Source organism: Pseudobdellovibrio sp. HCB154 (assembly GCF_046267985.1).
In the GTDB taxonomy this organism is placed as follows: domain Bacteria; phylum Bdellovibrionota; class Bdellovibrionia; order Bdellovibrionales; family Bdellovibrionaceae; genus Pseudobdellovibrio.
In genome coordinates this window covers 440,897-464,230 of record NZ_CP176530.1, presented here as the reverse complement: position 1 = coordinate 464,230, position 23,334 = coordinate 440,897, and the positions used below count along the sequence as shown (strand labels likewise).

Genomic DNA, 23,334 nt, shown 5'->3' with positions numbered 1-23,334 from the left:
CTTTAAGCCTTATGTTTCAGGTCTATGAAAAAAACGTGAGATTCCATAAACTAAAAGGGTTGTACTTTTAATTCTGCCGCAGGCAGATCTATTTTCAACTAAGGAGACTCTTTTATGCAATTCAAACCAACAGCGTTGTTATTGGCTGGTGTTATGGCTGCGTCGTCTTGCACGCATTCGCCTTTCTCACCCTCACAACGTGATCCGCAATCAGTGAATGTAGCATTACCATACGATGCTCGTCGTGGTTCGCCAGCAGAATACGATGCAGGGGCTCCTGCTGATTCAAAATGGATTGAACTTTTTGGTTCAACACCTAACTACCGCGCTCTTGGCGTTGAAGCTTTAGGTGGTACAGCAAAGACTGACGAAAAATTCCGTTGGGAATTCGGTCCAATGTGGTATCGCGGACGTCTTACTCCTGAAAGCGTAAAAGTTTTCGTTGTTGGTCAAGAAGGTGCGCAAGATGAAAACGTTTCTAACCGTGCCTTCACAGGATCAACGGGAACTCGTACTCAAAGATTCTTAAATCACTTAGGTATTCACAGAAGCTATTTATTCTTAAATACTTTCGTTTACACAATTAACGGACAACTTGAAGATGACCCTCGCTTTAAATGGATCGAACAAGGCGAAGAATCTCCAATCGTAGAATACCGTCACAAATTATTCGATAACATGATGGTTACAAACGCGAACACTGTAGCGTTATTCATGGGTGTAGGTTCTGGCGGTAAAGCTTCTTTAGCAACTTGGATCAATGCCCGCGGCGGTAAATGCTCTACAGCTTGGGAATTAAAAAACTGCGACACACGCGGCATGAAACAATGGTTTAAAGAAAATCGTGGTATCGAAGTCAAAAATGATATCTTAGCGATTGGTGTTCCACATCCAGGTGGCGCTAACCCTAACTTAGGTGGCGATGCTGCGATGGAAAACATCAAAGCTGGTTTCTCTGGTGCTGCTCAACGTGTGGCCGCTTACAAAGTAGCCAACAAAAATTGGTTACCACAAGATATCGATGAAAAAGCAACTCCTGAAGAATTAATCGCGCGTTTACAAGCGGGTTACACTTATAAAGGTTATGCTCCAATTCCATTTCGTGATTTCGCGTTTAACACAAACTGGAGAATGGGTTCTGAAGGTACAACTTCTAACCGTTGGGGTGCTAACTCAATCCAAGTTTACTCGGATGCTGGTGCTTACAACGATAAAAACTCACAATTCCCTTACAAACCACAAGATTTAGATTCTGGAATGAACGAGAAGAAAACAGCTTTAATCGGCATGGGACCTCGTGATTTACCTTACGAATCTCCTCGTTACTACGCTGGTAAATGGTCTGCAGATCGCCCTGATTTCGATTACGGTCCTTGCGGTTATTTACGTTATGATCAAGGAGCTTGTGCTTTATCAGAAGCTTTAGTTTCTTGGCCGAATATGAAAAACTTAGGTATCAATTATATCAGCCATGATTCTTTCGGTTACTTCGGTACTTACCGTGGCCGTGGCAAAGGGGCCCAAGTTTACGTGGTGATGGATCAAACTTCACACGATGATTTCTTTTCTGCCCGCGCTGTGACAGGTGCTGAAGGTCAAAAACTTCAAGCGATGCTAAACAGAGCAGGTGTAGGTTTAAACTACTTCATCCAACGTTCGTTACCCGTTGATACTTTAGGTATGAATACAGGTGATTTAGTAGCTGGCGCTACAAAACCTGAAATGACAGCGGTTTACAAACGCATCTATGAAATAGTAGCTCGTAATTCAGACATCAAAGCTGTTGTGGCAGTTGGCCCTGTAGCAAAAGCCATCGTTGATAGTCTTCAATTATCTGGCGTGCAAATCGTTCAGCTCCAAGATTTAAACTCTTTAACAGCTGATAACGAAGCGATTCGCATGATTTCACAAGCGTTAGGAACTCAAGCTGGTATTTACAACGGCGAATTAATGACAATTCCTCGTGAAGACTTACCTTATCACTCTCGTTGGTGGATGGGCTCATCAGGTGACCGTGGTTACCGTGGTGAAAACTACTCACAAGGTAACTACTACCGCGTGTACGCGCCACAATGGGTGTCACGTTTATACCCTCTTTCTTTAACTAAAGAAGAAAAAGAAGATCTAGCTGCAAAAATGAAAAAGCACGTTAAACAATAAACGTGCTTTCTCAATAGAAAAAAGAAAAAAGGAGCTTTAACCAAGCTCCTTTTTTTATGCTTTAAATTTGTAATTATTAAAAAATAAATGAAATAAACTAATCGCCGTCGTCGTAGATTAATCTTTTTTCGGCACAAAGCTCTTTGCCATCAGCTAAAACTCTCACAATAAAACTTCCAGAACCTTTAGGGGCTGAAGCTAATTGCTTTTCTAAATCCATTTCAACAACACGATATTTGTTATCTTGCGCAAAAGGCTTCGTTTTTTTAGCTACAGTTTTCATCGCTTTCGCTTTACCGCCAGTTTTTGATTCTAAGACCACTTCGGCATTAGCTGGAGCTTTCTCTGTTAACACGAAGCCTTGAAAGCGGCTATTGCGTGACCAGTCAGTCATTTCAAAGATCGAATGTTTTTTTACAATCTTACCTTCAACTTTTTGCGTGTACTCATTAAAAGCTTGAATAAAGCTGTTACACGAAGTCGCAGCCGCGCTTGCTTGTGCTAGAAAAACTAAACTTAAAGAAATTATTGCAGTTCTGAACATACAGCTGGGTCCACGTTTAAATTGTTGCAGGCATTTTTCACTGTTGAATTCGAAGCTTCAAAGCAGATGTGCATATGATTATTATGCGCTGATCCGCCCCAAGCGATGCCTAAATCTTTATGTTCATTACTGATCTTACGATCGCTGTAACGAATATCTCCGCCGAATTTTTTCGCCAGCTTTAAGAAAGCCACAGTTGTTTCGCGGTCGTAATCACCTGAACCCACTTTGCGACCAGCATCACGGAAGCTGCCTTTGTTAAACGGACGAATATCAATACACTCACCGCTGGTGTGTTCTTTGTGACCATTAAATAACGGGCGATTCGAATGTGAAATATCTCCCCAAGCAATACGACAGCCAGCATTGTCATTCGGGCAAACTGTTTTTTTCCACTCTTGGGCTACAGCCGCTAAGGAACAGGCTGTGTGAGGGGCAGCGTATGTATCAACTCCTGGCGGGCGATCCGGCGTATAGTGATGTGTTCCGCAAAAACCCGCATTTCCATCAGTTGGCATTTGCATTAAGCCGCGGTTACATTTGTACTCTGATTGCTTTGCTGGAGGACACTTTCTTGAACGCTGTAACTCTTTAGCAAAAGCTGTAAATGGACTCGGAATTTGAGCTCCTTGAGGCGCATTCACAAAACGTTCAATCTCTTGAGCATTCTTTGCCGCCTTAGAAGTTTCAGAAACTTTGCCACCCGAAGCTTCACCTTGAGCACATTCAGTACAATCAACCGGTGTACGCGCCTCAGTTAATACTTTACCCGAAGCTTTCGGAAGAGTTTTTAAATCCAAATCAGGTTTTAGATAACTCGCTACAACCCAACCTTTCGTTGGACAACCCGCTGGCGGATTTTCAATTTCAATTTCAACCCAACGGTTACGCTTTTGCACTTCGTTGACAATGTTTACTTTTGCATTTTTCGGAAGACTACAAGAAAAAGTTCCGTCTTCAACGCTTGGCTCTTTACGTAAACTTAAACCGTTCAACTCAACAAGCGCTGTTTCAGTAAACTTATCAACCGATTGAGTCACCGGACGTAAATAGTTGATATAGACAAAACCATTCGTGATGCCCGCACAAGGACCGTTTGGTACCATGATTTGTACACGTTCTGCATCAGGAGCCACAGCTGTTACGGCCACCATCGAGCCTTTAGCTAAATTACAAACTTGTTCCCCGTTTAAATTACGGACGATGTAATTTGAAGTGAGTTTCATCATCACAGCTTTATCATTTGGGCGTGGAGCTGTAACAACAATTTCAGCGTTTTGTTGAGCAAACACAAATGACGGTATAACCGCCATTACAAGAATGGTCAGAATATTTATTTTCATACACCTATAGTGTAATTGTTATTTAGCTAAATAACTTCTTGAAAAACGATTTTACAGAGTTAACTAGACCGGACTGAGGTGCAGGCTTTCTGTGAGAACCCGTGCGGTGTTTGTGAACTAAGTGACCAGGAGTCACGCCGTGTGTTTTACGGTGATCCTGTTTGTGCTCAGATGATCTGTGTTGCTTTTTACCGTGCGTATCGTGTTTTGCATGTTGCTCATGTTTCGCATGCGGCTTTTTGTCATGCTTAGGACGATCGTCGCGGTTCTCGCGATGGTGCGGCTTTTTAGGTCCACCTTCAGCACGGGCGTGATGTGTGTGTTTACCATCATGCTCTTTGTTGTAACCCGGCTTACGATCACCACGTTGAGGTCTATCACCTTCACGACGAGGTTTACGATCACCACGATCAAATGATTTTTTAAATTTAGGTTCACGCTCAGATAAAGCTTTAAATTCTTTAACAAGCTCTGTGTCTTCCATAAAGCCCACTTCAATTTTCTTTTTCGTGTAGTCTTCAATGCGCGATAAAGATTCAACGTCTTTATCAGAAACTAACGAGAACGCTTTACCTTCTTTACCGGCGCGGCCTGTACGACCGATACGGTGAACGTAAGATTCTGAATCTTGTGGAAGTTCGTAGTTCACAACTAAATCCACATCAGAAATATCTAAACCGCGCGCCGCCACATCTGTTGCCACTAACACGTTTTGATTGTTTGTCTCTTTAAATTTGGTGATGACTTGCGTGCGCTGTGCTTGTGACATCAAACTCGAAATACCCATTGCTGGAATTCCATTGTCAGTTAGAAAGTGCGCTACGCGATCAACGTTGTTTTTAAAATTTGTAAAAATAATAGTTTGCTTCGGAGTTTCTTTTTTGAAAATCGATAACAAGAACTGCGGCTTTTCACCATCACCTACGTGATAGATCATATCTTTTACGTGATCAGCTTTAGCTACGTCTTTTGAAATATTAATTTCAATCGGCTCAGAACCAAATTGATAAGCTGTATTTAAAACATCAAAATTTAAAGTCGCCGAGAACACTAAGAACTGACGGTTACGTTCAATGCGGCTTAAGATGTATTTCATATCATCTTTAAAACCCATGTCGAACATACGATCAGCTTCATCAAAGACAATCGCTTTTACTTTTTTGAAATCAACGTGGTGTTCTTTGTATAAATCAATTAAGCGGCCCGGTGTAGAAACCATGAACTGTAAATTTCCAGCGAGAGCTTCTTTTTGTTTGTCGTAACCAGTACCACCGTAGAATGTCGCTGATTTTAAACCTGTGCCTGCCGTTAATTTTAAAATGTTCTCGTGAATTTGATCGGCTAATTCGCGTGTTGGAACTAAGATCAGAACTTGGTTAAAAGCTTTCCAGTCTTTAAACGCACGTTCATGTTCAGGATGTGCTTCAGCTTTTAAAATACGTTCGATAATTGGAATTAAAAACGCGGCTGTTTTACCAGTTCCCGTTTGTGCAAGACCCGCAACATCTTTGCCATTTACGATCGGCGAGAAAGCTTGTTCTTGAATCGGAGTCGCGTCGATGTATCCAAGATTTGAGATGTTAGTTTGCAGGCGGCTGTCTAAGTGTAGATCTAGGTATTTCATTTAGCCTTTTTTGTAAGGCTTTAGGGGGGCTTAAGTCACGCTTAATGTTCTGCGTTGTTAGACTGGATTCTGCGCTATAAACTGGCGAAACGCTTGAACAAATTCTTCAAATTTTTCGTAGTGCACCCAGTGCCCTGCACCAGCAAACTCTACACCCGTTATATTGGGATTCACCGCCAACATTTTTTCGTAAGTTTCTTGTTTAAGAATGTGCGATTTTTCACCACGAATTAAAAGCACAGGCATTTTAAAGCTGCTCACTTCAAGCCAGCGGTCTTTTAAATGGCCCTCGTGAGTAATTTCGATCACAGCCTGTTTAGAAAAACGCCAATCGTAAGAGCCATCCGCCTTTTCTTCAAGGTTGGCTTGTAAGAACGTCGAAAGTACCGCAGGAGGCTCTTTCGCATGAAATGATTTTTTAAATTCATTATCAAAAAATTCTTTCACCGCAGCTTTGTTCGCAAAAGGCGTCGGAATATTATTTAACATATTCTCATAATAGCCCTTCATTGTGGGATCTGAATCAGGGCTCATATCTTCGATAGTCAAAGTTCTAACCTTATGGGGGAACATATGGGCAAAAGCCATGGCATTACGCCCGCCCATCGAATGCCCCACTAAGTGAAATTTGTCCCAACCTAGTTCATCAGTGATTTTGTTTAAATCTTCAGCGAAAATTTCAGGGCTATAACCTGAATCAGGCTTGAATGAGCGCCCGTGGCCGCGCTGGTCATAAATCAAGCACTGAAAATCGTTTTCTAAACGATTGGCGATCTTTCTCCAATTTGCTGCAAAGGCCATCAAACCGTGGATAAAAACCACGCGTTCTTGTGTGTTAGTCCCCAAAACTGAATAGTGAAAGTTCGATAAAAAGCTCATTCATCTCAAGTAATTACTCGACGTGGAGCCATTCCTCAATTAAAAAATAAATCTGGTTTATGTCGATCGAAAAATTTAAAGCCATTCTTAAAAAAGCCTACGCGGACATTGATCCGCATGCGATCGGCATTATCAAAAAACTAAAAGACAACAAATACGATGGTTACCTTGTAGGCGGAGGCGTTCGCGACTTACTTGTTGGTCTTAAACCCAAAGATTTTGATATCGCCACCAACGCTCTTCCGAACGAAGTGAAGAAAAAAGTTCCGTACTGCTTTATCATCGGTCGCCGTTTTAAATTAGTGCACGCTAAACGTGGCGAAAAAATTTTTGAAGTGGCGACTTATAGACGCGAAGCTACACAAGAAGAATTAAATATTTCTGAATCAGCTGACCCGGCATTACCAGCGGCTCCAACGATGAGTGCTGATAATTTTTTCGGAAACTTAAAAGAAGATTCTTTCCGCCGTGATTTCACGGTGAATGCTTTATTCTACGATCCGTTATCTGAAGAGTTAGTCGATTACTGCGGTGGTCTTCAGGATATCGAATCTTGTACGTTACGTGTAATCGGTGATCCGCATGTACGCATTAAAGAAGATCCAATTCGCATTTTGCGCGCGATTCGTTTATCGCAAAAATTAAGTTTTCAAATTGAAACTGAATTACGCAAATCTATTTTAGAAAATATCGAAGAGCTAAAAAAAACCGTACTTCCGCGTCGTCGTGAAGAGTGGTTAAAATTTTTCCGTCTTTATAATCCAGAAATGGCATTATGGGAAATGCACGATCTTGGTGTGTTCAAAGCCGTTATTCCTGGTTTTGAAGAGTTATTCACAGATTCGAATAAGGTTGAAGAGTTCTTAAGCCTACTTCGCCGTATTGATTTAGTGGATATCAACACACAAGATCCGGTGGAATTATTTGGCGCAGTTTTATACGCGTTTTTAATCGCAAAACACGGTTACAATTTTAATATCAATGAAGTGTCTGAACAAAACAGATTTCAAGTCTTCTGCAAAGATGAATTAGGCGTATTCAAAGCCGAAGTAATTGCGATTGTTCTATCAATGCAATTAATCCATGCGCTGACTCGTCATGATCAATACTTAAAAAAAGGTGACCGCCGTAAACGCGCCCTTTTAGCAAACCATCATTTTGATTTAGCTTTAAAACTAGGATTAATGTCTGGCGAATTAACAGCGCACGATTTTATTTTCTGGATGCAAGAAAAAGAAAACCAACTTTTTAAACCACCACAAAAAGAACAACCGTCTGCAGAACCTTCAACTGATGAAGCTCAAAGTTCTGAGACGACTGTAAAATCTTAAGATCTATCTAACAACTGAAGGTGTTACGATAATATCGACGCGACGATTTTGCGCGCGACCTTTTTTCGTATTGTTCGGCGCTAACGGCTTATCAAAACCAAAACCTTCGGTTTTAATCAGCTCTTCTGAAATATCTGTATTATTTTTTAAATACGCTGCGACCGAATCGGCACGCTCTTTTGAAAGCTTCATATTCGCTGCTTTTGAGCCGGTAATATCTGTATGGCCTTCGACCACGATATCTTCAGCGCCCACTTCAGAAATTAGCTCTTTTACTTTTCCTAAAACCGGATAAGCGTTTTGTCCAACTTCAGAGCGACCTGAAACGAAGTTGGCTGATTTTAAACGAATTAAAATTTTATCGCCCTGACGGTAAACATCAGCTTCTTCAGGTTTAAACATCTTCTGCGCTTGCGCTAAAGCCTGATCAAATTCAACACGACGACGGTATTCTTGATTCTCAGACATTACACCGGCCAATTGTTCATTTTTTTCGGCGATGGCCTGGGCACGCTCTTCGGATGTCATTTCAGCTTCAGAGATCGCCTCTTTTTTATTTTCAATATCTAAAGCAATTTCTTCTGTACTTAAACCACGCGCTGTGCGTGCGGTTTGAGTCACGCGCACAAGTTTTTCCGCCTCTTGATCAGCTTCGGTCACAGCTGCTCTGATGGCTGACTCATCGGTGCGGTTATTTGATAGCACCATTTCTGCGTCACGGTATTTTGTTCTCGCTGCATTTAAAGTTTTTGGTGCGTACGTGCTGGCTTTATTTTTTTCAGCACTGTCAATTAAAGCTTTTGCACGGCCTAAGTGTTTAGTTTTTAAAGCTTCAAACTCTAACTTAGAATATTCACGCTTTAAAGATTCACGTTTATCTTGCGACAGCTGTGAAAATGTGGCCGCAGTTTTTCCGCGCACAGCTTGGCTTTCAAAATCTTTAGTCACATCCTCGAAATCGCCATCGATGCTATTTAACATACGCGGATGCGATTCTCTGGCTCCGGCGGCAATCGCTGCGTCACGTGCCATTGTCACATCAGTAAATTGCTGGCGTGTGATTTCTTGAATACGTGTGGCTTCATTTAAAGCGGCACGTCCAAGGCCAACTTCTTTTAAAATTTCTTTTGGTGATTCACCTTTTTCACGGGATTTTTTAGCTGCCGCTAAATTTTTATCGGCCATTCTAAAATATTTTGGCGATGCCATATCTGTTTGTTGCGAACGAGCACTTTGCACATCTTGCTCAAGTTTGCTGATTTCTGCATTAGGATCAGTATCTGCTGCAAACTCGACAGGTTTTAGACCTGAAGCACAACCTACAGAGAAAAGAAACGCCAGGATTAACGTTATTTTTTTAGTCATAAAAAAGCCTCCAATTTTTATTGCGAGGCTATTTTGTGCAATGATTACACCATAAACGAATAGGGCAACTTGCCCCGGACAAATATCTGTAAGACCTAGACCAAAGGCCTATGGACTTTTTGTCAGGCCCGCCGATAAGAACAGTATGAATCTCACTTTCAAAGCCCCTCAAGCTTTTGAGTTTATACAACAACTTCTGGATAATAATTCCAACGAAGCGCTTTGGAATAAGTATTTCTTTGCTAAAATCTCTATCGATTCAATGGGGCTTATCAGTATTGAAGCCACTCTGACTTTTGAAAAATACGAAGACTTTTTAGATTTCAAACGAAACTTCAAATCTCCGTATATCAGTGTATGCACTTTACATGACGATCTGATCATCGATATTCGTACACACAACGAACACCTTTCGGCTTGTACCGATATGGATCGCTCTGTGTTTTTCTTAGAAGAAAATCCAACTGAGCTGCATGAAAGAATGCACGAACACCTAGGTAATACCTAAGGCTTCCTGCCACAATAACCTGATGTGTTCTGAATTCCTAACCCAATAATTCAGTCGCTGCTTTTGCGATCGCCGCTGAGTCCATACCGTGTTTGCGGTAGAGATCAATCGCGTTGTACGCTGACTGTCCGAATTCGCCGTGCACACCTAATGATTTCATCGTGATGAATTCACCTGATTGCACTAACTGATGACTTACGAAAGAGCCAAGACCTAAAAGCACTTGGTGATCTTCAACAGTCACGATGCGACCTTCGCATTTTTTAAGAAGCGGTTTTAACGTTGTAACATTTAAACGGTTTAAAGAGTTTAAGTTAATAACGATAGAACCTACGCCTTTTTTCTCTAGCTCAGTAGAAGCCTTGATTGCTTCACCGACTAAAGAACCAGATGTGATAACCATCACATTTTTAGCGCCCACCATGTGTTGACGAACAACCTGTGGTTCAGCGGCTTTATAAGTTAATTTATTTGCATCTGTAGAGTAAGTTTTCGGAAAGTTTTCACGACCTAAAAAGAAAATACTTGTGTGCGGCGTTTTGCCAGCTTCAACAGTTTTAGCAAATGTCTCAATCACTTCAGTCATAATCGCATCTGCTTCTTCGCTTGTTGATAAATTGTATAAATCAACACCCGGAATCGTAGCTAACATCGACATGTAACTTAAAGCTTGGTGAGAAGCTCCGTCGGCCGCATCTTGAAAGCCCGTGTGTGAGAACACACCGATTAATGGCGCTTCAGATAACATCGCCATAGTGATTGGTAGAGCGCCTTTGGTAACCCCGAACTGGGCAAACGTATCCACAACAGGAATGAAACCTTGTTTTGATAAGCCGGCCGCTGTTGAAACCATGTTACTTTCAGCAACACCAACGTCAACTGAAGCTAACGGAAATTCTTTTCTGAAATCGGCTACACCTGTTGAACCCGGTAAATCTGAAGTTACAGAAATAACCGGTAAACCTTTTTTAAAACAATTGATCATGGCTTTAGCGATACCTTTTTGGATTTTTTCACCCGTATCAGGTACAGCATTGGCCTTCATTTGTTTTTCAATTTCGTTTAATTCATTAATCCAAGTGTTGAAAATTTCAGGCTGTGCGCTATCAGCATAAATTTCTTGAACAAACGCAGGAAGCTCTGAAGGAGATTTACATGGAAAACCGTGACCGCCTGTGGCTGATTCAGCCGTTTTCTTAGTGCCAATCCCTTTAACAGTTTTGGCCCAGATCGCTACTGGTTGATTCGGATTTTTTTGAGCCAAGTGAACGGCTTCTTCGATTTTTGTTAAACAAGCTTGCAGATCATTTCCGTTTTCAAGTTTTAATAATTTCCAACCTAAAGTTTCAAGTGAAGCAAAAGTTGGATTCATTGAAAACGCGTCTTGATCAATACGACCAGATAATTTTGTGTTGTTGTCGCTGATGATTAACACAAACGGAGCCGCTTTGCCTTTTGCTGCAAGACCAGCAACGGCTGCCATCGCTTCTTTTGCTTCGCCTTCCATCGCGGCACCATCTGATAACGTACAGATTGTTGTGCGGTTTGTGCCCGCTAATTTTTCAGCTAGAGCTAAACCTTGCGATTGAGGAAACGCTGAACCTAATGGACCATTCGACATGTAAACGCCTTCAGGAAATAAGTGCGCTTCGCCGTGGCCAGTTAAGTTAGATTCAATCGAACGAAATTTTTTTAATGAATTTAAATCAAGACCCGCCATTTTGTAATTCGCTTTTAAAGCGTACAAACCGTTTTCGCAGTGGCCGGCATCGTTGATCACATGAAACAAATCAAACCATTCACGATTATTCTTTTCAGCTTCAGCAAACACGTAACCATGTAGCGCTGACCAAAGCTCTGCTAAAGCAGCAGGTCCGCCGTAGTGAGAAGCGGCTCCGCCTAGAACAGCGTTCATGTCCATTAACGCCACTAAAGCACGTGTCGCCTTAGGGTCTGCTAACGCTACAGTTTTTCCGTCAGCTAGTTTGGCTTCGACAGAGAATTGCGGTTTTTGTTTTGAGTGTTTGGCTAAGTGAGTTTTGACTTGTAGAGGCTTAATTTGTGTCATACACCTTTTTTATGTCATCAAAACTATCTATTCAAGAACTCCGCTCACTTCCGAAAATTGACTTGCATCGCCATTTAGATTGCTCAATGAGATGGAGCACTTTGCTTGAAATAGCGACAACTTTAAAGATCGAAATCCCTAAAAACTCAGCGCAGCAGCGTTCGCATTTTTTAGTGACTGAGCCGATGAAGGATTTAAACGCCGTTCTATCTAAGTTTTTAATCGCCCAAAAGGTTTTAGCTTCTGAAGAAATCTTAGAACGTTTAGCTTTTGAAGCGTGCGAAGATGCGTTTAATGATGGCGTTCGTATTTGCGAAATGCGCTACGCACCCACATTTATTGCCGATGGCCACGCCAGTTTAACTTACGAAAAAATTCACCAAGCGTTCGTGCGTGGTCTAAACCGCGCTAAAAAACAAATGCCGATCGCGACCGGCTTAATCTGTATTTTACAAAGAATTTTGCCTCTGGAAAAAGTCTCTTCAGTGACTGATTTCGCTATTGAAAATAAAGACACTTTTTTAGCCTTAGACTTAGCCGATAACGAAATGGGTTCAGAACCGAGAAAATTTGCCAAAGACTTTGAACGCGCTAAAAAAGCCGGGCTTCATATTACGGTTCACAGTGGCGAAACTCCAGATAAAGAAGCTGGCCAATGGATTAAAGATTCTATTCAAATTTTAGGCGCTGAACGTATCGGCCACGGTATTCAAGCCATCAATCACAAAGATGTTATGCAGCTGTTGATTGAAAAAGACATTCCGTTAGAAGTCTGCCCTTATAGCAACTACCTGACGCAAGCTTTTGCTTCTTACGAGACTCACCCGCTTAAAAAACTTTACGATGCGGGTGTGCCAGTGACTTTAAATTCAGATGACCCTGGAATGTTCGCATCAGTTCTGACTGATGATTATTTGATCGTTCAAGAATATCAGGGGTTCGGCTTAAAAGAATTCACCCGCTGTAATGAAGTTGCCTTTAATAAAAGTTTTATTCCACTAGCAGAAAAGACGGCGGCGTTTAAAGGTTAATCATGGCAAAAACGATTCGCCTGGGCCCTTTTTCTGAACCGCAGATCAACCAGATCAAAGAAAAAATTGATCCGCTTGGGCATCCGTACAAAATCGAAATTGATCAAGATCTTGTGGCGAAATACCAACAACAAGTGGCCAGTAAAAACTATTATGAACGCCATCAAGAGCCAGTGACTCCTTTAGGAGAATTTCTTTTTATTGAAGTAAGTTCCGAATCCTTATTGCTCATCAAAAAATATCTGCATGATTTAGGAATCCCCCTAAAAGAAGACAGTCATTTTTTACCGGACAACGAACTTTATTGCCCAAAGTGCGAATATACTACGACTGATTTAACTTTATGCGCCACCCATCGCTTACCTCTAGTTGATTATTACACCAAAGTTCAGCTCGAAAAAAATTTTGCACCGAAAAGTCGTCTGACAAATTTTATTTTAATATCTTTGATTGCGATTTTTTTAATTGTTGTCATTATCGAAAATTTTTAAATAACGGAGCTATCCATGAGTTTTTATCCAGAAATCGAAGCCTTTAAGACCGAAATGTTCAAAGTTTCTGACATCCACACCCTTTATGTGGAACAAGCCGGAAACCCGAACGGAATTCCTGTCGTTTTTGTACACGGTGGGCCTGGTGGCGGTATCAATGAAGACCACAGAAGATTCTTTGATCCAAAAAAATTTCGTATCGTTTTATTCGATCAACGTGGCGCTGGAAAATCAACTCCAGCTGCTGAATTACGCGAAAATTCAACATGGGATTTAGTGTCTGATTTAGAAAAAATTCGTGAACATTTAAACATTAAAAAATGGGTGGTGTTCGGCGGAAGCTGGGGCTCAACATTAGCTTTAACTTACGCGATTTCTCATCCAGAAAAAGTTCAGCATTTAATTTTACGCGGAATTTTCTTATGCCGTCCTTCAGAGATTCACTGGTTCTACCAGCATGGAGCTTCTGAAATTTATCCTGATGTTTGGGAATCTTACTACAACCACATTCCAGCTGAAGAACGTGGTGATTTCGTGAAAGCTTATTACAAACGCCTTACTCACGAAAACGCCGATGTGCGTTTAGCGGCGGCCAAAGTTTGGAGCAAGTGGGAAGCGGCCACCTCAAAACTATTCGTTGATGTGCAGGCCATCGATGATTTCGACGACCCAACTTACGCTCTACAATTTGCGCGTATCGAGTGCCATTACTTCATCAACAATGCGTTTTTTAAGACCAACAATTGGATTTTAGAAAATATTGCAAAGATCAAACACATCCCGTGCGATATCGTTCAAGGCCGTTACGATGTGGTTTGCCCTGCAAGAAGTGCATGGGATCTTCACCGTGCTTGGCCTGAGGCGAACCTGAAAATTATCCAGGATGCAGGGCACGCGGCTGCTGAACCAGGTATTAAAGCCGCACTCGTTGCAGCTGCTGATGCCTTATAAGCGTTCTCAGCTCATATTCCGGAGCATAAGCATTTCTTATGCCCCATATAGCATTTAATGTTGTGACTCTGGTTCCAATTTGGGTTTTATTGCGCTGAACGCAATTAGACCCAGGGGGAAGATATGAAAAAAGAAATGATGAAACACGCTGCTGCCGCATTAGCTTTAACGGCCCTATTCTCATCATGTGCACCACAGTCACAAAACGCTGACACTTCATATCTGGAAGCCAACGAAGTTCAAAACTCGAATATCGTGGGCGGCCAATTGGCTGAATCGAGCTACCAAAAATCTCACGGCATAGTGCAATTAAGAGTTAAAAAAGTTCTTAAAGTTTTCGGCAAAGTACTTACTCTTTCTGAGTCAATCTGCACAGGAAGCCTTATCACTCGTGATATCGTTTTAACGGCAGCTCACTGTGTATCTAGCAAAACTTCGTCTGATAAAGTTGATGTGCTTTTTGGTTTAACAAATGTGAAGGCGCAAACTATCGCAGCTAAAGACTGGATCATTAGCCCAGCTTACGTAGCGGCTCCTAAAGAAGGCGATACTTCTGTTCAGCATGATATCGCGATCGTAAAATTATCTGCTGCAGCTCCTGCTGACTTTCAGTTAACTGTTTTACCGACGGAAAAAACTATTCAGCAGTTACTTGAAGGTTCAAAATTAACATTTGCAGGTTTTGGTATTACTAACCCTGTGGTTCGTGATTATAAAAAAGATCAAAACGGCAAGCCTGTTCTTGATAAAAACGGCAGACCTCAAATTGTTGAATTTCCGAGTGAAGGTTCTGGAACATTAAGAAAAGTTTCTGATATGGTCGTCACTCGTATTACTTCAGACCAAAAAGAAATCACATTAGATCAAAGAGGCTTAAAAGGCGCTTGCCACGGTGATTCTGGCGGACCTGCTCTTTTAAAATTACAAGATGGCAGTGAGATCCAAGTTGGTGTTACGAGCCGTGGTACTAACCAATTAGGTAACTGTAACGAAAGCGTTATCTACACAGGCGTATTTGGCCAATTAGATTTCATCTCTAAAGCGGTTGCCGCTATCAATAAGAAATAAACCTCTAAAAATAAATTCAGATACTCTGATAAAAAATCCCTTCACAACCTGAAGGGATTTTTTTGTTTAAATCTCGAGCAAATCCTCTGATAAACTGCTCCGATAGCAGCAACATAAGTAATTCTTCTATGTCCTATAAGGTTTAATGTTGTGACTCTGGTTCCAACTTGGGTTTTATTACGCCTACAGAATTTGGGTCCTCTAAAGCACGGCTGCAAAGCTTGGCTGGATGAGGGGCATCCGGGGGGATCTCAAATTCGGTGAAACCGAACATCAAACAATCGGTGAAAAACAAAGACCACGACTGGTCAACGATACTTAGGGGGACTTATGAAAACAGGGATGATGAAACAGACTGCTGCTTTGCTAGCCTTAACTGCTGCTGCGTTATTTACTTCATGCGCGCCGCAAGCTAACCGCGCTCCCACTTCGTATCTAGACGCTAATCAAGTTGAAAACTCAAATATCCTTGGTGGTCTTTTAGCTGATACTAATTTCCAAAAAGCTCACGGTATCGTGCAATTAAAAATCATCTCTACAATGGGTGAAGCGACTTGCACAGGTTCATTAATCGCTCGTGATTTAGTTTTAACAGCAGCTCACTGTTTAGCTGACGAAAACTTACGTGGTATCGCCGTATTATTCGGATTAGATGACCGTAAATTAACAGCAGAACAAGTGATCTACGCAACTAACGGTGCGATCCATCCAGATTTCTTACCTACAGATGATAAATCTCAAGTTTGGAATGATATCGCTTTAGTTAAACTAGAAAAAGCAGCTCCTGAAGATTTCCAAATTGTGAAACTTCCAGATGCTGAAACAATCAAACAATTATCTAAAGGTTCAAAATTAACTTTAGCAGGTTACGGCATCACAAACGCTGTTATCCGTAAAGTTGTTCAAGGCAAAAACGGAAAGCCAACGGTTGTTGAGCTTCCAGGTCGTGGTTCTGGTACTTTAAGAAAAGTATCTAATATCGTGGTAACTAGCATTAGTGCTGACCAAAAAGAAATGTCTTTTAATCAAACAAATTTAAGAGGGGCTTGCCACGGAGATTCAGGTGGGCCTGCTCTATTAAAACTTCAAGACGGTTCATACATCCAAGTTGGTGTTACTAGCCGTGGTACAAACGAATTAGGTAACTGCAACGAAGGCGCAATCTACACGGGCGTGTACGGTCAATTAGAGTGGATTGCTTTAGCGACTGAGCAATTAAATAAGCCAGCTGTAGAAGCTCCTAAAGCTGACGACACAGTAGCGCAAGCTAACTAAGTCACTTGATCAATTAAATCAGCCACTGCGGAAGGCTGATCAAACAGAACACGATGTCCTGAATTAAAAATCCTTTCATAGCCTGAAAGGATTTTTTTTCGTTTTAAATCTTCAGCAAAATTTGTGAATTTCTGATCTTTATCACCCACAACCCATAAAACTTTATCAGCGTGTTTCGCTAATACGGCTTCTTTGTTTTCTTGCTGGGCTAATGAAAGTGTTGTGAATCCTAAAGCAAGTTTTTTAGGGTCGATATCGCGGCCATTGCGTGAAAATTCGCGGTCGTTATCGGCTTTAAATACGTCTTGGCCGTTCCACTCATTCCAGAACTCGGTCCAAGGCGTGGTTTCTAATTTATCTTTCCACACAAGGTCGTTAATACGACGTTGTTCCTTTTCGTTTTTGTCTGTTAGACCAGGATGCCCACTGATAAAAATAAACTTCTTAAAACGATCTGGATGGCGCTCTAACACATGTAAACCAACTCGCGCCCCTAATGAGTAGCCCACAAAAATAGGTTGCGTATTGTCGGGTATAAAAGAAATTAATCGGTCAGCCAATTTATTAAAAGAAGCTAAGTCGATATCCCCGATTGGCGACGTTGGTGAAAATAAATCTGGAGTAATCCACTGGTGACGAGGAGTTAATGTTTGAACCTTGTACCAGTCTTTTCCAGAACCTAAAAATCCATGTAACGCTAATATGTGACGGTTTTGCATGCTTCATCCATAAATTTCCAGACCGCATTTGACTGGGCCTGGTCTGTTTGAATTTCAATGACGAAATTCTTCATTTCCTTCTTAGAAATGATATCTTGTACTGCCGAAAGATCAACCACGTCCACGACTTGTAGATAGTTCCAACCAAACATTTCAGCCCAGCCTTTGAACTGGATATCGTGAGGGTTTAAAAACTTCTCGTGATCAAAGACCTTTTTAAAGATCTGGCCGCCTTTATTATTGATAATCACCAAGTTTTTACGAGAGGCTTTGCTGTCATCTCGGTTTAAACCTAGAGCCGCGAGATCATACATCGCTGTTAGATCACCGATCATCGCCCACGACATATCAAACTGGTTAGACCAAGCTAAGTAGGTCGAAGTCTGGCCATCAATGCCATTGGCTCCACGATTACCGTAGGTATCTGGAAATGACCCTTGCGAAAACAGATCCCATTCGCGAATCGGTAACGAATTACCAATATAGATGGGGTGAAATTTGATGAGTTGGCTTAATTGAAAAATAAAATTTTGCTCTGAGTTTTTAAACTCAGTTAACGCCGTTACTTTTTTAGCCTGAAGCTGTTGGTTTAACTTAGCGAAATCGATTTGACGATATTCAACAGCATTTAATAAGGCATCAACAATTTCAAAACCGGCCTGCAATGATTTACGAGCCAAACCAGAAAACGGAAGTTCTGAAATCGAAAGCACTGGAATATGCGCGTGTTTTTTTTCTAAATCACGCCATAAACGTAATGTCGGAACTCCACCGATGCGAAGAACTGAAGAGTAAATATTTTTTTCTAAAAAACTTCCGAATAAAGCGTCGCAGTTATTAATTTGTAAATGCGCAAGCTCAGTATCACCTAATAAACCAGATAGAGATTCAGCGTAGTGATAGATTTGATATTTTAAAAGGGCTGCTTTCACCTGAACTTTTTCATTCGCAGAAAGCTGACTTAAAATCACTAACGGATTTTTAAAAAGTTTAGCTTCAGCCCCGTATTCCGCATCGAAAGGCTGCGGTTTAAACGATTCGATTTTATTTACTTCAACAAAGCGAGACGTGGTTTGCTGAAAGTTGCCATCAATCAACGGTTCATCAAAACATAAATTAAAATGCAGAGGTTTTTTAGCATCAAACTCAACTTTTAAATCAGTTTGCTTTACATCCCAGTCATAACATTTGTGAACGTAAGATGTAAAAATCCCCGCCTGTTCAATCGCTTGCGGAGCTCCTGAACCACGGTAGTTTTTCGGACGATCTGCGCTGACCACAATCAGTGGTAAACCTTGGTAAAAACCTTCAACCACTGATGGTAAAAGTTCGGCCACCGCTGTTCCTGAAGTCGTGATTACCGCTACGGGTTTTCCAGAAGCTTTGATTTTTCCTAAAGCGTAAAAACCTGCTGAACGCTCTTCAAAAAATGATTTTACTTTAAAGGCGCGGCCTTCAAGACCAACAACTAACGGCGCATTACGGGCCCCGGCGCAGACAATTACTTCTGCGACATCAAGATTAATCAGAATCTGATAAAAATGCGAAACCAGTTCGGCGTTAGTCATAAATTAATGTATGAAACTTGTTTACGAAATCTGCAACGAAAAAGCTTCGCAAATGGCTTTCTTTTTCGTCTCAAGCTCTTGCCATTCGGCTGCCAAGTCGGATTGCGCAGTTACGCCGCAACCAACAAAGATATTTAGGCGCTTTTCACTCCAAATTAGGCCACGAATACCGACGATCACTTGGGCAAAATCAGAACCAATAACCCCAAACGGAGCCCCAAAAAAACCACGCTCTTTTTGCACCGGAAATTCAGAAAACTCGCGCGCCATTTCAGGCTTACGCGGGTAAATTCCCAGCGCTGCTGTTGGGTGAAGTTTTTCTAACGCTTCAACACAGTCTTTTTGCGAAAGATCGTTTTTATGAATTTCAGTTTTAAGATGGCTTAGTGTTGGTAACGTTAAAATATGTGTTTCGCCCACGGTGATTTGACCTAAACGTTCACGAATATCGTTAATCACAAACTCATGTTCTTCGCGCGTTTTCATATCGACATCAGAAACATGCGCAAACTTTTTATCGTTACTCCATGTGCCCGCTAACGCCATTGTTGAAAGAGTTTTTCCATCCCACGCCGCTAGCATTTCAGGAGTTAATCCTAAAAATCCGCCGGCTTCATCCCATAAACCGTAGATATAACCTGGGCGAGTTTTTTGTAATGACAAATATAACTGATACGCGAAATTAAATTTTTCTTGAGTGGCAAATTCATACTTTGTAGCGGGAACTGTTTTTTGTAAAACGCCGCTTTTAAAAGTTTTTTGCGACCACATAAATTGCGCTTCAAAATCAGCTTTGTGATTATTCACCAACGCCAAGTCTGTAGCGGTTTTTACGACATGGTTTTCTAAAAACTGAAGGAGTTGTTGACGGCTCACTTTAACGGTTTTTTCGACCTGAAAAAGCCCTTGTGTGCGGTCAGTTTTTGTCTGTAAAAACTCCCAAAACTGAGGGCTGTAAACGAAAACCTGATGGGAATTGGCAGAGGCAGCACTAAAAACAGGCTTTCTGTCTCCCAGAAGCAATATAAACTGATCTGAAGCTGTCTGAAGTAATCCTCCGACAGCTAAAAAGTTTGAACTCTCTAATTCGTTTATGTTAAGGTCCATATCCACAATGTGACAATTGTAGCAAAGGCATTCATGGTCGTACAAGTTGGTAATATTCAAATCGGTGGTCCGCAATTTACTGTAATCGCAGGCCCATGTTCTATTGAGTCAGAAAATCAATTTATGACGACTGCACTTTCTGTTAAAAATTCTGGAGCTTCTATTTTACGTGGCGGTATCTGGAAAATGCGTACTTCTGCAAAAGCTTTTCAAGGTTTAGGTGCCGAAGCTTTTGATATTATCAAAAAAGTTAAAGCAGCTACGGGTTTAGGTTTAGTTTCTGAAGTGACTGATGTTCGTCAAATCGAAGAGATCGCTCACATCGTTGACGGTTACCAAATCGGCGCGCGCAACATGCACAACTACTCATTGCTTAAAGAATTGGGACGCCAACCAAAACCAGTTTTATTAAAACGTGGTTTTTCAGCGTTCATCGACGAATGGATCAAAGCCGCTGATTACGTATTAGCTGGCGGAAATGAAAACGTTATTCTTTGCGAGCGCGGTATCCGCACTTTCGAAACAGCTACTCGTAACACGTTAGATCTTAACGCTGTTGTGTACGCGAAAAAACATACTCAATTACCCGTGATCGTTGATCCTTCACACGCTGTTGGTATCGCTGAACTTATTCCACAACTTTGTTATGCTTCAGCTGCTGCAGGCGCTGATGGTTTAATTATCGAAGCTCACCCGAACCCAGCACAGGCTTTATCAGATGGCCCTCAAGCCCTTACGCTTGAAACGTTTGATAAAACGATGAAGCAATTAGAACGCGTATTAGCCGCATTCGACCGTCGATTACAGAAGGCTTAATCATGAACACACAAACGCAACGTCAATCTCCAGATCCAGAAAAAATTCGTTCGATGTTTTCTAAAGTGGCCGCTAAGTACGATAAAGCTAACTCAGTTTTATCGGTTGGCATCCACCACTTATGGAGAAAAAAGCTAGTAGCGTTAAGCGGCGCTAAAGCCGGAATGAAAGTTTTAGACTGCGCAACTGGTACTGGTGACCTTGCCATTGAATTCAAAAAAACTGTGGGTACAACGGGTGAAGTTGTCGGAACAGATTTCTGCAAAGAAATGTTAGAGCCAGCTCCAGCTAAAGCTAAAGCACAAAACTTAGATATTCATTTTGAATTAGCTGACGTTACTCAATTGCAATTTACTGATAAGCGCTTTGATGTTTCATCAATCTCATTCGGTATCAGAAACGTAAATGACCCTGTTAAAGCGTTACAAGAATTAGCTCGCGTGGTTAAACCAGGCGGCCAAGTTATGGTTCTTGAATTCGGCAAAATGGATTTTCCAGTGATTTCTGGTTTATACAATTTCTACTCTGAAAAAGTATTACCTAAAATCGGCGGTTTAGTGACTGGCCAAGGCGATGCTTACGAGTACTTACAAAAATCTTCAGCAGCGTTTCCGTGCAAAGAACAGTTTCTTGATTTAATGAAACAATCAGGCGCGTTCTCTGAAATGTCTTACACAACAGTAAGCTTCGGTATCGCTTATATCTACAAAGGCACTGTTAAGTAGCGGTGTCTTAATGTCTTTGGCCTTCTCCTTGCTATTTCTCGGTAGCACATCAATAAAAGGGGAATTTCAGTGTCAAAGTATCTATTTATTTTAATATTCGCTTTATTTGCGGGCATTTCTTCATTGGCCGCAGACGCTTACGACATCAAACAGATGTTAAACCGTGGTGAATCCGTTGAAGTTGGTAGCGAGTTCGATACCTACGATATCAAAAGTTTTATCGATATCGGCCACGAGCGCGTAACCGTTCGTACGGTGGGTTTTGACACATACGACTCACGTATTTTTGTTGAGCGCGGGGCTCGTATCATCACAGGTAAACCCTATGATACTTACGATATTAGAAGCCTGATCGATAGAGCCAAAGTGAAGTCTTATGTCACAGTGATTGGAAAAGGTTTTGATTCTTATGACCTTCGTAGTTTTGCAGATAAAGGAGCTAGCATTATCTATGACCAAGATGATTTAGATGCTTACGATGTTCGCCAAATCTTAGATCGCGGTGGTTCAATCACTGTGGGTAAAAAATTCGACACATACGATATCAAAACTTTTATCGACAAAGGCCATGAGCGTGTCACTGTAGATACAGATGGTTTTGACAGTTACGACACTCGTACATTTATCGAAAGAGGTGCTCGTGTTATCGTGGGTCGCCCATTTGATTCTTACGATATTAAAAGATTTATCGAGAAAGCTTCTATGAAATCATATGTCAGTGTTCGTGCAGATGGTTTTGATTCTTACGATCTGCGCCAGTTTTCAGAAAAAGGCGCGATCATTATTCACTAATTAATTGCAGTTAATTTTATAGCCCGGGAAAAACTCGGGCCTATATTCAAAGTGCATCGTATCGTAGTGATTCCATTTACCACCCCAGATAAAACCGTTTGATTCAAAGATCTTTACTACCGTTGGGTGAAAGTTCGGTGTCTTTTGTGAAATGTAATGAATATTTTCGTAGGCCACTTCGCCTTGCTTTGCTAATTCAGGATTGCGGGCTTTTTCATCCCATAACCAGTACTGCGCTTTGATTTGCGGAACCACCAGATCTATCGATAGACCGAAAGAGTGTGTTGATAAACGGTTTGTACCAGCGATTAAACGCCAGTTGAAAGTTCCTGGTTTTACTTTCTTTGATAAAAAATCTTTTAAAAATTCACTAATTGTTGGATCAGACTTCATAGCCGCTTCGATTTGATCAGAGACATTTTGTAACGCTTTAGCAGCGCCTAGTTTTTTCTGAAACTTCATTTGATGACCTAAGAAAGTGATCGGTACTAGGTTTTTTCTAACTGCTTCTTCACTATCACCAAACACCGTTTTTAACATGTCTTCTGAACGTAAACGGCCTGGATCATTGTTTAATCTTTTTTCTGGAAATGAAATCTCACCTGTTTCATAGGGAATCATTAAGATCGAAGCCATATCCATATTGTTCATACGATCATAAAATTTTAAATCTTGGCCATCGGTACAACGAACGTAGGCGTTGGTTTTTGCAAAGTAAAATGAATCGCCTTTAACAGTGAACTCTTTCCCGCAGGCATTGTAAGTGTAATAGATTCTTTCACAGTTTTTGATCGCTTTAGCTTGGTCAAAAGCCATAGTTTTGGCAGTCGTCATTAGGGTCATTGTCAGGGCTAAAGCTTTAAGGTTTTTCATACCCCGAAAACTTGCCATTACAGGGCCACGCAAAAGCGAATTTATAGCTTTTAAAGGCCTTACATTGTCTGAGTCTTTTACAGCGGCCCCCTCTTG

At 41.3% G+C, this 23,334-nt stretch carries 21 protein-coding genes; 11 read left to right on the top strand and 10 right to left on the bottom strand.

Annotation, left to right across the window (positions count from 1 at the left end):
* The first annotated feature begins 114 nt into the window (after nt 1-114).
* Nucleotides 115-2,160 (top strand): hypothetical protein, encoded by a 2,046-nt coding sequence (locus ACKWCF_RS02400; protein WP_409479100.1) that lies wholly within the window; start codon nt 115-117, stop codon nt 2,158-2,160.
* 97 nt (nt 2,161-2,257) lie between these two features.
* On the opposite strand, the gene ACKWCF_RS02395 is transcribed toward ACKWCF_RS02400, so the two are convergent.
* Genes ACKWCF_RS02395 through ACKWCF_RS02380 form a run of 4 tightly spaced genes read right to left on the bottom strand, consistent with a single transcriptional unit; the run spans nt 2,258 to nt 6,550 of the window.
* Nucleotides 2,258-2,704, bottom strand: coding sequence for a hypothetical protein (locus ACKWCF_RS02395; protein WP_409479099.1), 447 nt, complete (start codon nt 2,702-2,704; stop codon nt 2,258-2,260).
* Nucleotides 2,686-4,047: a hypothetical protein gene (locus ACKWCF_RS02390; protein ID WP_409479098.1), complete on the bottom strand. Its 1,362-nt coding sequence runs from the start codon at nt 4,045-4,047 to the stop codon at nt 2,686-2,688. The genes ACKWCF_RS02395 and ACKWCF_RS02390 overlap by 19 nt, the downstream gene beginning before the upstream one ends.
* Before the next feature lie 22 nt (nt 4,048-4,069).
* A complete protein-coding gene (locus ACKWCF_RS02385; RefSeq protein ID WP_409479097.1) occupies nt 4,070-5,671 on the bottom strand; it encodes a DEAD/DEAH box helicase in 1,602 nt (533 codons plus the stop codon).
* 57 nt (nt 5,672-5,728) lie between these two features.
* Nucleotides 5,729-6,550 carry an alpha/beta fold hydrolase gene (locus ACKWCF_RS02380; RefSeq protein ID WP_409479096.1) on the bottom strand — a complete coding sequence of 274 codons (822 nt, stop codon included), beginning with the start codon at nt 6,548-6,550 and terminating at the stop codon, nt 5,729-5,731.
* Between the two features lie 59 nt (nt 6,551-6,609).
* On the opposite strand from ACKWCF_RS02380, the gene ACKWCF_RS02375 reads away from it, so the two are divergent.
* A complete protein-coding gene (locus tag ACKWCF_RS02375) occupies nt 6,610-7,881 on the top strand; it encodes a CCA tRNA nucleotidyltransferase (protein WP_409479095.1) in 1,272 nt (423 codons plus the stop codon).
* A gap of 3 nt (nt 7,882-7,884) precedes the next feature.
* Here the strand turns inward: ACKWCF_RS02375 and ACKWCF_RS02370 are convergent, their stop codons facing one another.
* Nucleotides 7,885-9,246 (bottom strand): OmpA family protein, encoded by a 1,362-nt coding sequence (locus tag ACKWCF_RS02370; protein WP_409479094.1) that lies wholly within the window; start codon nt 9,244-9,246, stop codon nt 7,885-7,887.
* 145 nt (nt 9,247-9,391) lie between these two features.
* On the opposite strand from ACKWCF_RS02370, the gene ACKWCF_RS02365 reads away from it, so the two are divergent.
* Complete coding sequence (locus ACKWCF_RS02365; RefSeq protein ID WP_409479093.1) at nt 9,392-9,754, top strand: hypothetical protein; 363 nt, start codon at nt 9,392-9,394, stop codon at nt 9,752-9,754.
* A gap of 37 nt (nt 9,755-9,791) precedes the next feature.
* Here the strand turns inward: ACKWCF_RS02365 and ACKWCF_RS02360 are convergent, their stop codons facing one another.
* The gene (locus ACKWCF_RS02360) at nt 9,792-11,822 is read right to left on the bottom strand and encodes a transketolase C-terminal domain-containing protein (protein WP_409479092.1); all 2,031 of its coding nucleotides are present in this window, start codon (nt 11,820-11,822) and stop codon (nt 9,792-9,794) included.
* An 11-nt stretch (nt 11,823-11,833) separates the two neighbouring features.
* On the opposite strand from ACKWCF_RS02360, the gene add reads away from it, so the two are divergent.
* From add to ACKWCF_RS02335, 5 genes are all read left to right on the top strand, one after another.
* Entirely contained in the window at nt 11,834-12,853 is a 1,020-nt protein-coding gene (gene add, locus ACKWCF_RS02355; protein ID WP_409479091.1) for an adenosine deaminase, read from the top strand.
* Nucleotides 12,854-12,855: 2 nt separating this feature from the next.
* Nucleotides 12,856-13,344 carry a hypothetical protein gene (locus ACKWCF_RS02350; RefSeq protein ID WP_409479090.1) on the top strand — a complete coding sequence of 163 codons (489 nt, stop codon included), beginning with the start codon at nt 12,856-12,858 and terminating at the stop codon, nt 13,342-13,344.
* A 15-nt stretch (nt 13,345-13,359) separates the two neighbouring features.
* A complete protein-coding gene (gene pip / locus ACKWCF_RS02345; protein WP_409479089.1) occupies nt 13,360-14,295 on the top strand; it encodes a prolyl aminopeptidase in 936 nt (311 codons plus the stop codon).
* A 123-nt stretch (nt 14,296-14,418) separates the two neighbouring features.
* Nucleotides 14,419-15,363: a S1 family peptidase gene (locus ACKWCF_RS02340; RefSeq protein ID WP_409479088.1), complete on the top strand. Its 945-nt coding sequence runs from the start codon at nt 14,419-14,421 to the stop codon at nt 15,361-15,363.
* A gap of 330 nt (nt 15,364-15,693) precedes the next feature.
* Nucleotides 15,694-16,638, top strand: coding sequence for a S1 family peptidase (locus tag ACKWCF_RS02335; protein ID WP_409479087.1), 945 nt, complete (start codon nt 15,694-15,696; stop codon nt 16,636-16,638).
* On the opposite strand, the gene ACKWCF_RS02330 is transcribed toward ACKWCF_RS02335, so the two are convergent.
* The 3 genes from ACKWCF_RS02330 to ACKWCF_RS02320 are packed head-to-tail and all read right to left on the bottom strand — an operon-like array spanning nt 16,635 to nt 20,032.
* Nucleotides 16,635-17,357, bottom strand: a complete 723-nt coding sequence (locus tag ACKWCF_RS02330) for an alpha/beta fold hydrolase (RefSeq protein ID WP_409479086.1) — start codon at nt 17,355-17,357, stop codon at nt 16,635-16,637. The genes ACKWCF_RS02335 and ACKWCF_RS02330 overlap by 4 nt on opposite strands.
* Nucleotides 17,336-18,925, bottom strand: coding sequence for a 2-succinyl-5-enolpyruvyl-6-hydroxy-3-cyclohexene-1-carboxylic-acid synthase (menD, locus tag ACKWCF_RS02325; RefSeq protein ID WP_409479085.1), 1,590 nt, complete (start codon nt 18,923-18,925; stop codon nt 17,336-17,338). The genes ACKWCF_RS02330 and menD overlap by 22 nt, the downstream gene beginning before the upstream one ends.
* A gap of 21 nt (nt 18,926-18,946) precedes the next feature.
* Nucleotides 18,947-20,032 (bottom strand): chorismate-binding protein, encoded by a 1,086-nt coding sequence (locus ACKWCF_RS02320; RefSeq protein ID WP_409479084.1) that lies wholly within the window; start codon nt 20,030-20,032, stop codon nt 18,947-18,949.
* 33 nt (nt 20,033-20,065) lie between these two features.
* Between ACKWCF_RS02320 and aroF the strand changes: the two genes are divergently transcribed.
* The 3 genes from aroF to ACKWCF_RS02305 all read left to right on the top strand — a co-directional run bounded on the left by aroF (nt 20,066) and on the right by ACKWCF_RS02305 (nt 22,365).
* On the top strand, nt 20,066-20,848 hold the full coding sequence (aroF, locus tag ACKWCF_RS02315) for a 3-deoxy-7-phosphoheptulonate synthase (protein WP_409479083.1): 783 nt from the start codon (nt 20,066-20,068) through the stop codon (nt 20,846-20,848).
* Between the two features lie 2 nt (nt 20,849-20,850).
* Nucleotides 20,851-21,573, top strand: a complete 723-nt coding sequence (gene ubiE, locus ACKWCF_RS02310) for a bifunctional demethylmenaquinone methyltransferase/2-methoxy-6-polyprenyl-1,4-benzoquinol methylase UbiE (RefSeq protein ID WP_409479082.1) — start codon at nt 20,851-20,853, stop codon at nt 21,571-21,573.
* A gap of 69 nt (nt 21,574-21,642) precedes the next feature.
* Nucleotides 21,643-22,365, top strand: coding sequence for a hypothetical protein (locus ACKWCF_RS02305; protein ID WP_409479081.1), 723 nt, complete (start codon nt 21,643-21,645; stop codon nt 22,363-22,365).
* On the opposite strand, the gene ACKWCF_RS02300 is transcribed toward ACKWCF_RS02305, so the two are convergent.
* Entirely contained in the window at nt 22,366-23,238 is an 873-nt protein-coding gene (locus ACKWCF_RS02300; RefSeq protein WP_409479080.1) for a M15 family metallopeptidase, read from the bottom strand. It lies immediately after the preceding gene.
* Between the last annotated feature and the right edge of the window lie 96 nt (nt 23,239-23,334).

Coding starts and splice junctions, on each gene's coding strand:
- ACKWCF_RS02390 (WP_409479098.1), bottom strand. CDS start 4,047: ATGAAAATAAATATTCTGACCATTCTTGTAATGGCGGTTATACCGTCA.
- ACKWCF_RS02335 (WP_409479087.1), top strand. CDS start 15,694: ATGAAAACAGGGATGATGAAACAGACTGCTGCTTTGCTAGCCTTAACT.
- ACKWCF_RS02330 (WP_409479086.1), bottom strand. CDS start 17,357: ATGCAAAACCGTCACATATTAGCGTTACATGGATTTTTAGGTTCTGGA.
- ACKWCF_RS02400 (WP_409479100.1), top strand. CDS start 115: ATGCAATTCAAACCAACAGCGTTGTTATTGGCTGGTGTTATGGCTGCG.
- pip (WP_409479089.1), top strand. CDS start 13,360: ATGAGTTTTTATCCAGAAATCGAAGCCTTTAAGACCGAAATGTTCAAA.
- ACKWCF_RS02380 (WP_409479096.1), bottom strand. CDS start 6,550: ATGAGCTTTTTATCGAACTTTCACTATTCAGTTTTGGGGACTAACACA.
- ACKWCF_RS02300 (WP_409479080.1), bottom strand. CDS start 23,238: ATGAAAAACCTTAAAGCTTTAGCCCTGACAATGACCCTAATGACGACT.
- ACKWCF_RS02370 (WP_409479094.1), bottom strand. CDS start 9,246: ATGACTAAAAAAATAACGTTAATCCTGGCGTTTCTTTTCTCTGTAGGT.
- ACKWCF_RS02395 (WP_409479099.1), bottom strand. CDS start 2,704: ATGTTCAGAACTGCAATAATTTCTTTAAGTTTAGTTTTTCTAGCACAA.
- ACKWCF_RS02385 (WP_409479097.1), bottom strand. CDS start 5,671: ATGAAATACCTAGATCTACACTTAGACAGCCGCCTGCAAACTAACATC.
- ubiE (WP_409479082.1), top strand. CDS start 20,851: ATGAACACACAAACGCAACGTCAATCTCCAGATCCAGAAAAAATTCGT.
- ACKWCF_RS02340 (WP_409479088.1), top strand. CDS start 14,419: ATGAAAAAAGAAATGATGAAACACGCTGCTGCCGCATTAGCTTTAACG.
- aroF (WP_409479083.1), top strand. CDS start 20,066: ATGGTCGTACAAGTTGGTAATATTCAAATCGGTGGTCCGCAATTTACT.
- ACKWCF_RS02320 (WP_409479084.1), bottom strand. CDS start 20,032: ATGGACCTTAACATAAACGAATTAGAGAGTTCAAACTTTTTAGCTGTC.
- menD (WP_409479085.1), bottom strand. CDS start 18,925: ATGACTAACGCCGAACTGGTTTCGCATTTTTATCAGATTCTGATTAAT.
- add (WP_409479091.1), top strand. CDS start 11,834: ATGTCATCAAAACTATCTATTCAAGAACTCCGCTCACTTCCGAAAATT.
- ACKWCF_RS02360 (WP_409479092.1), bottom strand. CDS start 11,822: ATGACACAAATTAAGCCTCTACAAGTCAAAACTCACTTAGCCAAACAC.
- ACKWCF_RS02375 (WP_409479095.1), top strand. CDS start 6,610: ATGTCGATCGAAAAATTTAAAGCCATTCTTAAAAAAGCCTACGCGGAC.
- ACKWCF_RS02365 (WP_409479093.1), top strand. CDS start 9,392: ATGAATCTCACTTTCAAAGCCCCTCAAGCTTTTGAGTTTATACAACAA.
- ACKWCF_RS02350 (WP_409479090.1), top strand. CDS start 12,856: ATGGCAAAAACGATTCGCCTGGGCCCTTTTTCTGAACCGCAGATCAAC.